The organism is Peribacillus asahii (genome assembly GCF_003570725.1).
Taxonomy (GTDB): Bacteria; Bacillota; Bacilli; order Bacillales; family DSM-1321; genus Peribacillus; species Peribacillus asahii.
In genome coordinates this window covers 113,593-126,183 of sequence record NZ_QWVS01000032.1, presented here as the reverse complement: position 1 = coordinate 126,183, position 12,591 = coordinate 113,593, and the positions used below count along the sequence as shown (strand labels likewise).

16 protein-coding genes and 1 pseudogene are annotated in these 12,591 nt (G+C 34.8%); 7 read left to right on the top strand and 10 right to left on the bottom strand.

Annotated features, from left to right (window positions below; genetic code table 11):
- The first annotated feature begins 1,105 nt into the window (after positions 1 to 1,105).
- Positions 1,106 to 1,570 carry a MaoC/PaaZ C-terminal domain-containing protein gene (locus D1953_RS15565; RefSeq protein ID WP_182480641.1) on the top strand — a complete coding sequence of 155 codons (465 nt, stop codon included), beginning with the start codon at positions 1,106 to 1,108 and terminating at the stop codon, positions 1,568 to 1,570.
- Positions 1,571 to 1,757: 187 nt separating this feature from the next.
- Complete coding sequence (locus D1953_RS15560) at positions 1,758 to 1,949, top strand: hypothetical protein (protein WP_119118094.1); 192 nt, start codon at positions 1,758 to 1,760, stop codon at positions 1,947 to 1,949.
- Between the two features lie 144 nt (positions 1,950 to 2,093).
- Here D1953_RS15560 and D1953_RS15555 read toward each other — a convergent pair whose 3' ends face one another.
- From D1953_RS15555 to D1953_RS15530, 6 genes are all read right to left on the bottom strand, one after another.
- The gene (locus D1953_RS15555) at positions 2,094 to 2,438 is read right to left on the bottom strand and encodes a hypothetical protein (protein WP_119118093.1); all 345 of its coding nucleotides are present in this window, start codon (positions 2,436 to 2,438) and stop codon (positions 2,094 to 2,096) included.
- A gap of 1 nt (position 2,439) precedes the next feature.
- Complete coding sequence (locus tag D1953_RS15550) at positions 2,440 to 3,633, bottom strand: DUF6792 domain-containing protein (protein ID WP_119118092.1); 1,194 nt, start codon at positions 3,631 to 3,633, stop codon at positions 2,440 to 2,442.
- Between the two features lie 22 nt (positions 3,634 to 3,655).
- Positions 3,656 to 4,036: a DUF6792 domain-containing protein gene (locus tag D1953_RS15545; RefSeq protein WP_119118091.1), complete on the bottom strand. Its 381-nt coding sequence runs from the start codon at positions 4,034 to 4,036 to the stop codon at positions 3,656 to 3,658.
- A gap of 4 nt (positions 4,037 to 4,040) precedes the next feature.
- On the bottom strand, positions 4,041 to 4,712 hold the full coding sequence (locus D1953_RS15540; protein ID WP_142920457.1) for a hypothetical protein: 672 nt from the start codon (positions 4,710 to 4,712) through the stop codon (positions 4,041 to 4,043).
- 266 nt (positions 4,713 to 4,978) lie between these two features.
- Positions 4,979 to 5,401 carry a DUF1801 domain-containing protein gene (locus D1953_RS15535; RefSeq protein WP_119118089.1) on the bottom strand — a complete coding sequence of 141 codons (423 nt, stop codon included), beginning with the start codon at positions 5,399 to 5,401 and terminating at the stop codon, positions 4,979 to 4,981.
- Positions 5,402 to 5,469: 68 nt separating this feature from the next.
- Positions 5,470 to 5,901: a MarR family winged helix-turn-helix transcriptional regulator gene (locus D1953_RS15530; protein ID WP_342769261.1), complete on the bottom strand. Its 432-nt coding sequence runs from the start codon at positions 5,899 to 5,901 to the stop codon at positions 5,470 to 5,472.
- Positions 5,902 to 6,154: 253 nt separating this feature from the next.
- On the opposite strand from D1953_RS15530, the gene D1953_RS15525 reads away from it, so the two are divergent.
- Positions 6,155 to 7,408, top strand: coding sequence for an MFS transporter (locus tag D1953_RS15525; protein ID WP_119118087.1), 1,254 nt, complete (start codon positions 6,155 to 6,157; stop codon positions 7,406 to 7,408).
- Between the two features lie 36 nt (positions 7,409 to 7,444).
- Here the strand turns inward: D1953_RS15525 and bcbE are convergent, their stop codons facing one another.
- Entirely contained in the window at positions 7,445 to 8,713 is a 1,269-nt protein-coding gene (gene bcbE / locus D1953_RS15520; protein ID WP_119118086.1) for a bacillibactin exporter BcbE, read from the bottom strand.
- 263 nt (positions 8,714 to 8,976) lie between these two features.
- Here bcbE and D1953_RS15515 point away from each other — a divergent pair.
- Positions 8,977 to 9,605: pseudogene (locus D1953_RS15515) on the top strand (LysE family transporter).
- Between the two features lie 85 nt (positions 9,606 to 9,690).
- Here the strand turns inward: D1953_RS15515 and D1953_RS15510 are convergent.
- The 3 genes from D1953_RS15510 to D1953_RS15505 form a co-directional block, all read right to left on the bottom strand.
- Complete coding sequence (locus D1953_RS15510; protein ID WP_119118085.1) at positions 9,691 to 10,035, bottom strand: hypothetical protein; 345 nt, start codon at positions 10,033 to 10,035, stop codon at positions 9,691 to 9,693.
- Positions 10,036 to 10,203: 168 nt separating this feature from the next.
- Positions 10,204 to 10,341, bottom strand: a complete 138-nt coding sequence (locus D1953_RS21375; RefSeq protein WP_182480640.1) for a hypothetical protein — start codon at positions 10,339 to 10,341, stop codon at positions 10,204 to 10,206.
- Between the two features lie 53 nt (positions 10,342 to 10,394).
- Entirely contained in the window at positions 10,395 to 10,649 is a 255-nt protein-coding gene (locus tag D1953_RS15505; RefSeq protein WP_119118084.1) for a sigma-G-dependent sporulation-specific acid-soluble spore protein CsgA, read from the bottom strand.
- Positions 10,650 to 10,867: 218 nt separating this feature from the next.
- Here D1953_RS15505 and D1953_RS15500 point away from each other — a divergent pair, with 218 nt between their 5' ends.
- The 3 genes from D1953_RS15500 to D1953_RS15490 all read left to right on the top strand — a co-directional run bounded on the left by D1953_RS15500 (position 10,868) and on the right by D1953_RS15490 (position 12,450).
- Positions 10,868 to 11,491 (top strand): LysE family transporter, encoded by a 624-nt coding sequence (locus D1953_RS15500; protein ID WP_119118083.1) that lies wholly within the window; start codon positions 10,868 to 10,870, stop codon positions 11,489 to 11,491.
- A gap of 163 nt (positions 11,492 to 11,654) precedes the next feature.
- Positions 11,655 to 12,104 carry a YndM family protein gene (locus D1953_RS15495; RefSeq protein WP_119118082.1) on the top strand — a complete coding sequence of 150 codons (450 nt, stop codon included), beginning with the start codon at positions 11,655 to 11,657 and terminating at the stop codon, positions 12,102 to 12,104.
- Between the two features lie 130 nt (positions 12,105 to 12,234).
- Positions 12,235 to 12,450: a class-II aminoacyl-tRNA synthetase family protein gene (locus tag D1953_RS15490; RefSeq protein WP_119118099.1), complete on the top strand. Its 216-nt coding sequence runs from the start codon at positions 12,235 to 12,237 to the stop codon at positions 12,448 to 12,450.
- Positions 12,451 to 12,591: the final 141 nt, after the last annotated feature.

Sequence of the window (12,591 nt, the reverse complement as noted above, 5' to 3'; positions counted from 1 at the left end):
AATAGCCGATAAAGCAATTAACCATCTGTTTTTCATTATAGTTCCCCCTTGTTCCCATGTATCATTTTCTATTTCCCCCAAAATAGAAAATATAGAAAATACTGAAAATTATGAACGACTCCTATTTTCCCCAAAATAGAAAGATTCCTAAATCCAATGATTCCTATTTCCCCCAAAATAGAAAAACTCTTGAATTCGTTTCAATATTTCCTTGAAATAAAACATAACATCTTTCCCATAAAAAAATCAACAAAAAACTTTACCAGTATCATTACTTTTTTTGAATTAATTCAAAAAAAAGTTGCTTATACCACCCAAACTATTTTTTCACAATATTTTGAATAAATCATCGAACAATGAAAAAGAGAAATTTCCTCCACATTTCTAAAAACAAGTTTACAGCGTTTCATATCAAAAACTAGTCTGTCTTATTACATATAAACCCCTACCAAACACGCACACTAATCATGATAACTCTGCATTTCCTTCTATATCATCTAATACACCAAAGCGATTCAACAAAGTTTTGGATATAGAAAATCTCTTTACTGCTTGTTTGAGTAAATTTGAACAAACAGCTATTCCTTTACTCATTACATATTTTCTGAAAAGAAAATGAAATTATACACTTTGTTATATATCAGTATAATAATCATCACAACAAGGTAAGGTACTAAATGTTCAAATAACGATTTCATCCAACTTCCCTTGTCAAATTAATCACTGTAGTAGTACAAAAAACAGTCCTATATTTCACGACTTCTATAATCAATAATAACCAGTGATACTTAAAATTATATCAGAAAATTATGTAATTTTTAAAAAATATTACAAAAAAGTTCTGTTTATCATTTCAATAGACAATTCATTCATATAAAGAAGAAACAAAACCATTGATATAACAGGAATTTTATCCCTTTATATTAAAATTCCCCGCATTCTTTCCTTATTTATTAACACAAGTATTAATTAGAAATCCAATCTAAAATTAGTATTTTACTAACGTAAATTTTTAATTTAAACTTATAGTTGTAAAATATCATAAAAAAATAAAATGTGTAACACGTTACATAACACACCAATCAAAAGAACGGAGGAAATCTTAATGTTTTTTGAAGAATTTAAACTTGGTCAACGTTTTCAATGTGACCCTATTTTAATGACATCAGAAGAAATTGCCGATTTTGCAACGAAATACGATCCTCAACCCATCCATGTCGACAAAGAATATGCTGAAAACAGCATGTTTAACGGAATCATCAGCTCTGGCTTTCTAACTCTTAGTAAGATGTGGGGACAATGGATTCGCTTAAATAAATTAGGTGAGGAATTCATTGTTGGAAAAGGTCTTGACTATGTTAAATTTACAGCACCTGTTAGAAAGAACGATGTGTTATATACAGAAGTAGAAGTTGTCAACTCAACACCAACATCCAATCCTAGCCGCGGGAAAGTCACCCTCAAATTTACTATGACGAATCAATATGAAGAAGTCGTACTATTAACAGAAATCACTGTGTTATTAAAAACAAAAGAATCAAGTAACACTAAACAACTAGTGACCGTGTAAAAAGAGGTTGTCCCGAAATGAAAAGGGACAACCTTTTTCCTTATATACCTCTCCTCCCTGCTCATGAAATCAATGAGATTAGGGTATTTTTTTAACTTAAGCCGAAATATGTTTTAATTTATGCAAAATTCAATTAAAATTTGAAAAGGAAGCTAGTCCATTTATTTTACTTAACGGAGGAACAGACATGAAAGAAATTATTCAAGAGTGTTTTATTGACGCATTAGGAATGCCGCCAACAGACGAGCAAGTAGACAAAGTAATCGAACAGCTGCCAGCTGAAATTGTCGCTCTTTCAGAACAACATGGAGCAAACGATGCAGACGTAAGAGAAAAGATTTATGTTTGGGTGAACGAAAACATTAATGACTTTCTATAAGCATTAAAATAGGCTGTTGAGAAACCTCTCGGCAGCCTGGAAAGAATCTAAACTCATTAAGGGTTTAGATTCTTTTATTTTCAAATTAAATCGTTGGAATCATTTAGCGAATTAGTAGGTAACAGGTCAAGCCCCTGCGTTCCTTTAAGCCATACTCTCCGACTCCACTGTATGATAATAAATTTTATAAGACCTGTTTTGATAAGTATCTTCCGTGAGGTTTGTCTGCTTGTGCATATAGCTTGTGAAGTGAATCGTTTGGGTATCCAGCGCTAATTGGCTCGTACTATAATAAAGATTAACCCATTCAGAAAGAGAATCAATGAAATCTCCGCTTTGTTTATCTAAATGTTCTTTTGCCTCTAATAAAGTCTCATTCGCTGTCTTGCATTGCTTAGTAATATTCTGTAAATAATAACTTATATCTTCCACTGCGGCATGATCGTCATATGTAAAATTATATTTTCCGCTTATCACTTGTGATGACATCTTATACCCCCAATCTTTTGATGAGCGAACCTAATTCTTTATCTTTTTCAAATGCAACTTTCCCTAATTTCAAGGTCTTTTCGATAAATTTCTCTAAGTGTTCAATCTCGTTTTCAATGATTTCCTTTGCTTCTAATAAAGAGTCGAACACGCTATTATTTAGCTCTCTAATATTCTTATCAAACACAACAGAATCGACGACAATCATGGTGCCGTTCAACAAAGACATCCAAAAACCTTCTGCTTCATTATAAAACGCAGAAGGACTCTTCTCTTTTTCTGACATTAATTTTAACAGCGTATCTTTATCGTCTCTATAGATATCATAACCAATTTCATCTACAAAATTATTAAACCATGTAATCGAAAGCTTCTTTTGCTCTAAAGCTGCGTTACACTTGGCAATAAACTTTTTAATAGATTCTTGTTCTACTAGAACCGTTTTACCGGTGGAAGAATCTACGAAATTGAAATAAGATTCTTTCAAATCTGCATTGAACAATTTAATCAACATACTAATACTATGATTTTCTAATTGATTACGATGTTGGAGAACTGCTATAACTGTTTGTAATAAAGGTTTCGGTGCCATCATCAAGGAAGCCAATCCTGCTTGTAATTGATTAGACAAACCGATTACATTTAAACCTTCCAAACCTGCATTCCAATACTTACCATCATTCAGATTGCTTACTATTGTATCAACTGCTTCCGGCCCTTTTTCTGGACCTAATTGATCATCAAGTTCTTGTAGCCCTCCAATAACTTGATTAATAGCATAATTATACATCATTTCTTGAGCTTTATTTAGAACTCCTAAACCAACAAAGCCTGTCTGAGTCACATCAGGAAACTCGGGCGTATTTCGGTCCCCCAGTACCGTAATATTCCCTACATATAAACTTCCTTTAAATTTCTGACTATAAAGCGGCTCTCCTTTTACACGAATATGATTAACTTCCGCTATTTCATTGCTGTAATAGGAGTAAACCTCTTTTTTGAGGTCTTCTTCTTTAATTTGTTCAATATTGACGCCAGATTTACTAAGATGTTCTTGAAATTTTCTATCATAGTCTATTATTTGATACACATTGATTGGAGCATCATTTAAACCATGAACATTGTCAAAAGTTTTTGTTTTTAATGCTAAATTTACAACAATATGTCCTCCCAAAGAATGACCATCACCATACATATTTATACTCTCTATAAACTCTTTAGCTTTTTTTATTTAGATCTTTAGGAATTATCTGATGAATTATTTCATTATACATATCTTCCGCATCATTTAATTGATCTATCTTACCTGCAGCAGCAATCCCTGCAGCATCATACATAATATCATTGTATTTAGGTTCTGTGCCTCGAGCAAAAAAATAGAGCTCATTTTGATCTTTAAAATAAATAACCTTCCCGTCAAAACCAGATTTCTTCCCAATTTCCATCTCAGAACTTTTATATAAAGTAAAGGACGGTACTTCTTTTACTTTATATTCTTCTTTAAGTACGTTTTTAATATCATCCTCAGTCATATCATCATATGATAATGGCGCTAGACGATTCCTTGTCTGATTATTTAATATCGCTTCCTTAGACATTTTCTCACTTCACTTTTCGTTCAAATTGCACACTTTTATATATTTTTGCGAAAAACTCTTCTTCTTCCTCCACATTAATGTTACAAGCTTTTTCATCATAACAATACAGACTATACACAAGCTCTACAAATTGCTGGGTTTCATTATCCACTACAAAAGCAAAAAAATGATTCGGTTCATATTTCTTAGGGTCTAGTATTTCCACCTTCTTATCATTCGTAGCGAAATGAGATTTTCCATAATAAATCGTTTTATTCCCGATTGTCATTTTCTCATGCTGCCCCTCATAAGAAACATCATTAAGAGTAATCCTTAATTTACCTTCTGTACGTTTCTCCTCGTTCTCCCTGTACATCACTTGTAATACTTTATTCGACACTTGTTTTTCTTCGACATAACTCGTTTTTTCCGACATCCAGTTTTCAAAATAATCTTCCGATACTTCATAAAAGACATCTGGAATATAAAACTCGTTCGGATACAACATCGAATATCTTCCCGTTTTAGATTGAAACTGCTGGAAATCCTTTTCTCCTGGTAGCTTCGTTAGAAAGTTATTCGTAAATTCCTTACTTTCCTCCAATGCTTTTTCCTCTTCTGTTGGTTTTAACATCCAATATACACCTCCAATTGCTATAAGCAGGATCACTACCATTACAGTCCACTTTCTCTTCATTCGTTCACCTCTAATTCTGTGTTATCTTGAGAAGTTACATATGTACACAGTTTAACAAAGTAACCTCTAATTAACCCCGTACTTTTCGCCTAATGTATATCAACTGTCCTGGCAAATAAGTAGAGCAAATGATACAGCAATAAGGGCAGCCATCTTTATAGCTGCCCTTATTGCTGTATCAAGATCATCTTTTTAATTTCATACACTAATACATAGTAGTCTGAAGCGACGAAGACTACATCATAAATGAACGTCATAACATAACGTTAATGATTTGGATAATGCTCCTTCAAAAATTTAACAGACTGATGAATTAACGCTTTTAACACATCCACATCAATATCTGTCACTTTATTAATGTATACACATGCTTTTCCTGTCGTATGTTTGCCAAAACCCTTTAACAATTCTTCTCGTTTCGTGTCACCCGTCGCAAAATACAAACTGATTTTTGCTTTTCGAGGTGAGAAGCCGACTAGCGGTGCATCTCCTTCATGACCAGATTTATATTTATAATGATAAGAACCAAACCCGATAATACTTGGTCCCCACATTTTCGCTTGGAAACCTGTCGTTTCTGTAAAAATATCTAACAATCTATAGGCGTCTTCCCGCTTTTTAGGACTTTCAACCGTTTCAATGAACTCTATAACACTGTTATCATTTTCCTTTGTTTTTAATTCATACATAACTTAGAATCTCCCCCTCTTCTTAAGAATTTGCTACCATCTCCAATGTCCTTGATGACTTATTATCGTTATTTTTGATGCAGGGCTTGATTAAACTTTTTTAACAGCCGGCCAAATGCTTCGCATTCTTCATCTGACCATTCCTTTACCAATCCCCTAAATTTTTCCATCCTCATTTGTTTGTATGTTAATAATTCTGTTTTTCCTAGTTCAGTAATTTGGTAAAAGTATGCCCGTCCATCTAGGGGGTCAGGAATTTTATTCACATACCCTTTATGCTCTAATGTAGCAGCTTGTCTGCTTACTGTAGACATATCTAATTGTAATTCAGTAGCCAATACTTTTACGCCAAGAGAACCTTGAACGAATAACTTAAGCAATAAAAGATATGTAGCTCGGTCTAGATTCGTTTGAGCTTTATTCGGTGTAACAGATGTAAGACGCCGACCGAGTATTGCCATTTCCAGTTCGATTGTTTCCAGTAAATCTTCCTTCATCATCTTTCCACCCCATCACATATTCTCTATAAATTATCATAACTCACTACAAATGTTTGTCAATTCACGACTAATTACGATAGAAAATTGTATTGACATATCAAATAGTTGCATCATACAATCAAATTAGTTGCATTATACAACTTCAGGAATATTGTTACATTTAAATATTGTGCATATTCGGATTTATTAGTAAAAAAACTATGAGGAGTTTTTCCTTATAGATAGTTGAAAACAGTTAAGAGAGGAGAAAGGTATGTCGACTACATCAAAAGTAAAAGCAAAAGTAGCAACACCACCCGAACAATCTGAATTGTCCCAAGGAAAAGGTGGTCTTTTTCATCAACCGATAGCTGTATGGGCGATTTTTTTCGCTAGTATTACGGCCTTTATGGGAATGGGGCTTGTGAATCCTGTTTTACCAACCATTGCTGAGAAGTTGCATGCTACACCTAGTGAAGTCACTTTACTTTACACGAGTTATAATGCTGTCATGGCATTCGCAATGCTTATTACTGGTACGCTTTCTTCAAGACTTGGACATAAATGGACGTTACTTTTAGGAATTATCATTATTGCCATCGTTTCAGGACTTGGCGGCGGAATCGCTAACAATATATGGACATTAGTTGGGTTGCGGGCTGGTTGGGGTCTTGGTAATGCCTTATTTGTTGCGACCGCTTTAGCCGCAATCGTTTCGCTTTCTAATAGTGGAACGGCCAAAGCAATTATTCTATATGAAATGGCAGTTGGGCTTGGCATATCAGTTGGACCACTGCTTGGCGGAACATTAGGTTCTCTATCATGGAAAGCACCATTTCTTGGTGTCGCGACATTGATGGTCCTTGCTTTTATTATTCTATCTAAATTAATGCCAGCATCGAACACAAAAACGGTTACCAAAACCAAAACTTCCTTATTAGATCCGTTCCGTGCGATGAAGCATCGTTCACTGCTCACATTAGGGATTGTTGCAGCCTTATACAATATCGGATTTTTCACGATTATGGCGTATGCACCATTCATCATGGGACTAAATCCAAAAGGATTAGGCTATGTATTTTTAGGTTGGGGAATCTTACTGGCCATTACTTCTGTTTTCATGGCACCAAAACTTCAACAACGTTTCGGAACTATTAAGTCGATGATTATGATGCTACTTTTATTTGCCTTTACCCTGCTCGTAATGGGGATTTGGACAACACACTCCGTAGTCGTAATCGCTGCTGTTATTATTGCAGGTGCACTATTAGGAAATAATAATACATTGATTACAACCGCTGTGATGGATGCAGCACCTGTCGAACGATCTACAGCATCTGCTGCATACAGCTTCCTACGTTTCATCGGGGCTGCGATATCTCCTTTCATGGCGGCTAAACTTGCCGAGCTTTACAACTCACATATTCCGTTTCTTGTAGGTGCAGGGTTTGTTGTCCTTTCCGTATTATTCATTTTGTTTAATTATAAGCACATCAAACATATTAATCAGGCTAAATCGGCTCATTAATTATAACAAGGCTGTCTCAGGGGGAGACAGCCTTGTTCATTTCGCTTCTTCGGTTTCAGGCTTAATAGCGATAAACGTAGCAATAGCTGCAATTACACTTAAACCGCCTAATATATAAAAAAGAGAGTTTTCAGCGTGTTTCATCATAATAGCCATAACAGGTGGTCCAGCAGCTACTCCAATAAAACGCATCGAGCTATAAATAGAAGAAACTGTTCCACGTTCTTGCTTTTCAATTCCTGATGTAATAAATGCATCCAGGCATGGCAGCCCTACTCCAATTCCAATACCGCTTAATAAAAATAAAGTAATCATAAACCCCATAGCTTTAGAAAAACTTAACGTTACAATCGATGCAACTAATAAAACAATTCCTCCAAAGGTAAGCCATTTCATAAGAACTTTATTTTCTTTAATTAATTTCCCTGTAATATAAGAAGCAATGCATAGCCCTCCTAATGGAATAGCTAATAACAGCCCTTTTTTTACGTCTTTCACATCGTATACTTTTTCCAATGTATCAGACAAATAAAATAAAACGGCGAATAGCACAAACATTAAAATAATCCCAATAATAAACACAGCATAAAGCCATTTCCCATTGTTTTTGAACGTATCCTTTATGTTGTCTATAAATTGTTTAAAGGGAAGCGGTTTCTCTCTCTTATTAGGGGTTTTAACTAAAAAAACCATAAGTAAAATTGATATTAAGCAAAAAATTGGGATAGAAAAGAATGGGATAAACCAAAAGAATCCTGCCAAAAAGGCTCCCAAAATAGGGCTCAATACTTTCCCAAGCGTATTGGAAGTCTCGATTAACCCTAGCGAGCTGCTCACTTCTTCGTCCGTCTTAAACATATCACCGACAAGCGGCAAGACAATTGGAAAAGCTCCAGCAGCTCCAATTCCTTGTAAAGCCCGTCCAATTAAAATGATCCAATAGGGATTATCCATTTTCCATCCTGCCCATGCAGAAATCAATCCCCCAATTGCCGCAATAGCTAAACTTGGAATAATGACCTTCTTCCTGCCTATGTGATCGGATAAAAACCCTGCAATAGGAATAAAAATGATAGCTAAAATCGAGTAGACAGTAATAATCATACTAGATTGAAACGGTGATATCCCTATATTCTTTTCCATAGCCGGAAGAACTGGAATAAGCATTGAATTTCCTAATGTCATCACAAGCGGAATCGATGAAATGGATAGTACAGCCCACTTTTGATTATTAGGCTTATTTTTGGATGTACTCTTGGATTTCTTGTTAGCCTTTATAGATTGAATATTTTCTACATGTTCCATCGGTGACACGCCTTTTTTTATTATTTTCTGAAACAGTTACAGCTGTTTCAGAAATTGCACTAACTACTGTTAATATGGACTGCTAGATAGCATATTATCCTTGACAAAAAATGATAGTCCCATTAAATATTCACTCCCCCCTCATCTTTACAAATTATCCCACTGTAATGCTTGGATATTTTTTAGGACAAGGATTCATAGCTCTATCTTTTTATACATAGAATGTACAAGTTATTATTTAATGTCGAGTGGAGTGGTTATATTTGAGCTTGAGCATTTTATTAAGCTATATTTTGTTAGGGTTTACGTAGCAGCTCCTATTGGTCCGGTCAATTCAGCTCGTTTAGATAAAGGAATTAAAAACGGATTTTGGCATGCATGGATTGTCGGAGCTGGCTCTATGATTGCAGATGGATTGTTTATGTTGATGGTTTATTTAGGGATGGTACATTTTTTAGAAATATTTATCATTCAAGTATTCCTTTGGTTATTTGGCGCCTTGGTACTTATTTATTCAAGAGTGGAAAGTATAGTCAGTGCTAATTCCATTGCCCTTGCTGACAGCCGGGGAAGAGATTCGTTATTCAAATGTTTCCTTACGGGCTTCATCATGTCTATTACAAGCCCTCTATCCATTCTTTTTTGGTTAGGAATTTAAGGTTCCGTTTTAGCGAAGACGGCCCAAGTATACGGAACCGAGTCATTACTGATTTATAGCAGTATGATCTTTCTTGGTTTAACGTTATGGGATATTGTTGTTGCTGGACTCACAACCGGATTCCGAAGGTTTTTAAGCCTTAGCAGCCTAAGAGGTATATCCATCATATCTGGATCAACACTCATTGGATTTGGTTTATATTTTGGCTACCAAGGAATTACAGCTCTTATTTAAATCATGCTGCCAAGGTCCTTTCAAGCAAAACAAGGACCTTACTCTTGAAAGTAATGCCCTCTATTAGTTATTGTAAATAATTCATTTACTCTTTCTTCTTATCCTTGTCATCTTTTTTCTTCTCACGCATTAATCGATAGAACTGTGTATCCATACTACCCTGCACAATATTTTCTAGAAAAAAGTCACCAACCAATTTCAAATAATCTTCATCATCGAACATTTTTTTATTTTGTAATTCCATTTCTGCTAACCCTTCATATGTTGAAAAAAGCACATATGTATAATCTCTTCCCGTAATAGGGGTTAATATTTCTACCTTATGATTATAATTCTCATTTCGATACTTAGCCATCTCCTGTAAATTTTCTATCGCTTCTTTAAACTTGTCCTGCTTCAGCTCAAATGTTTGGTAAACAAACACAGACATGTACTCTACCTCCGAAAATTAATTAATTGTATGTTTAGTATTTTCCCCGCTTCTCTTATTTATGCTTGATGATATTTATGAATAAGATGTACCTCCTTCATTGTTAGCTCCATACATAATAAAACTCCGCCATACTAAGCGGAGTTTATTATTTATATCATGTCCTCTTCATGACCCATTTTTGAGATTTTTTAGCACCATCGGCATTTTATCCTCTTCTTTGCTTTTCTTTTTTCGTTGTTTATTACCATTTGGATAAGGTGATTGAAACCTCGCTTCATCCATTCCATCTATAATATTCGTCAAATGATGTCCCCTCTTTTCAACCTTAAATCTGAATCATTGCACTGCTGAGCTAGTCAGATAAATAATAGCTCGTACACTTCATTTAATTGATGGGCTCTTTCATCGTCTTGTTCCTGTTTTGCATATTTAATCGCGTCAACTAATACACGATTAAGATAATTGCTCTCTGCTTGCGTTAAATCCTCAACAAACTTACCTTCTGTTGCATAATCACGATTTGAAATTTTATCAAAAATTCTCTTTCCCATTGTATCGTTTTCCGTATAACCAGCTAAGATTTCCCGCAAATATCCCAAAGACTGATCCATTCTTTACACTCCTTATTAAATATAGACAATATTTAAGACACCGTTGAGTTTGCTTAATAAGAGTGTATAACAGCGCCTAAATCTAAAATTATTTTCTACAGAAAAGCCGATTTAATACATCCTACTATCCTTACTGCTTAAAAAAAGGTAGTAAAAGTCTCTCCAGTTGAATACATTGGTACAAGCAGGAAGGTATTAGACGGTGGGGTGAAAACGGATTGGGCATTTTTGTTAGTTATATTTTATTAGGCTTGTCATTAGCTGCACCAATTGGCCCTATTAATGCTGCTCAATTAGATAAAGGCATTAAGAAAGGGTTTTGGCATGCCTGGATATTAGGTTTGGGGGCTATATTAGCAGATGCTGTTTACATGGCTCTCGTTTATTTTGGAGTTGTTCACTTTTTAGAAATGGACTTTATGAAAGCGTTTTTATGGCTTTTTGGATTCTTTGTCCTCACTTACACAGGAATCGAAACCGTATTGAGTGCAGGAAAACTGGTGATAGATGAACGAGAGGTAAACGACTCCCATTTTTCCTCCTTTTTATCAGGATTCTTAATGTCAATTTCCAATCCTTTGACGATGTTGTTTTGGCTTGGAATTTATGGATCGGTTCTAGCTAATGCTGCCGATAAATATGATATTCAGCATTTGATTGTATACAGCTCTGCCATCTTTTTTGGCATTTTATGCTGGGATATTACGATGGCTCTTGTATCAAGCAGCTTTCGAAAATTTTTAACCCAACCGATCTTAGTCCTCATCTCTGCATTATCCGGACTATCGCTCATCTGTTTTGGGGTATATTTCGCTATCCAGGCGGCTAAGATTTTATTTTAAAAAATACATACATATATAATAGGAAGTTTCTGATTTCAGGCGTGTAAAACTAAATATGCATACGCCTCTTTTTTATGTAATTCGTACCATACAACATCCCATGAAAAACACGAATACTCCCTCTCCTAAATACGCACAATATGTATTGAAAGGAGACGATAGAATGAAACACATAAAAGCACTAGCAATAAAATTTATTTCTAGTCTGGTTCTTTTGTATATAATACTTGGAGTAGCATTCGACATGTCGTTCGGGAATGTCTTTCTAATTACTTTAATTTTAGGAATTGTTTCCTATTTAATTGGTGACTTATTTATTTTGCCTAAAACAAATAATACAATTGCAACAATTGCTGATTTCGGATTAGCCTTTTTATTAATTTGGTTGATAGGCGACAGTATAACCTATGGAGACGATATAGTAACGGCCGCTTTCGCTTCAGCAGTAGGTGTAGCTCTATTTGAGTACTTCTTCCATAAATATATGGACAATCAGATCCTCATAAAAGAGGACGACAACCGAATTTCTACGCTACGATATCAAACAGAGGCTTCAGAAGAGCTTACTCCAAGAATCCCAAATCGTAAATACGAGGATGAAGATGAGCTATAAAACAGAGGTACGACACTTGATTAATCATACTTTTTCGAGTGTCTCCTCTTTTTTTATTAGCTTTTTAAACAATAGCCTTGATTAAACGCACGGTTGCACTTTCATTTCCTCTAGAAACATTGAAGAATGAATTAAAAACTCATTTTCAAGAGCATTCAACGTAATAAAAGTATCAGCCCCTTTACTATTAAATAAAGGCACGGGAATAAATGATAACTTAAATGGAATAGAACGAACCGTTTCCTTTCAGGCCTCAGATATTAACAATTCACAAATTGAAGTCGTTCAATCTTTAGCAAAGTGGAAAAGGATCGCTCTTGCTAGATATGGAATCATCAAATTCTAAAAGAGTGTGAAGAAAATAACATTATCCTTCAATAGTATATATTGCCTATAAAATCCCTCTAGCAATGTCCAATATGGGTATTTTGTAGGAATATTTTATTGTAATATTGTGTAATTAGTTCTATTATAAAAATGATATCTA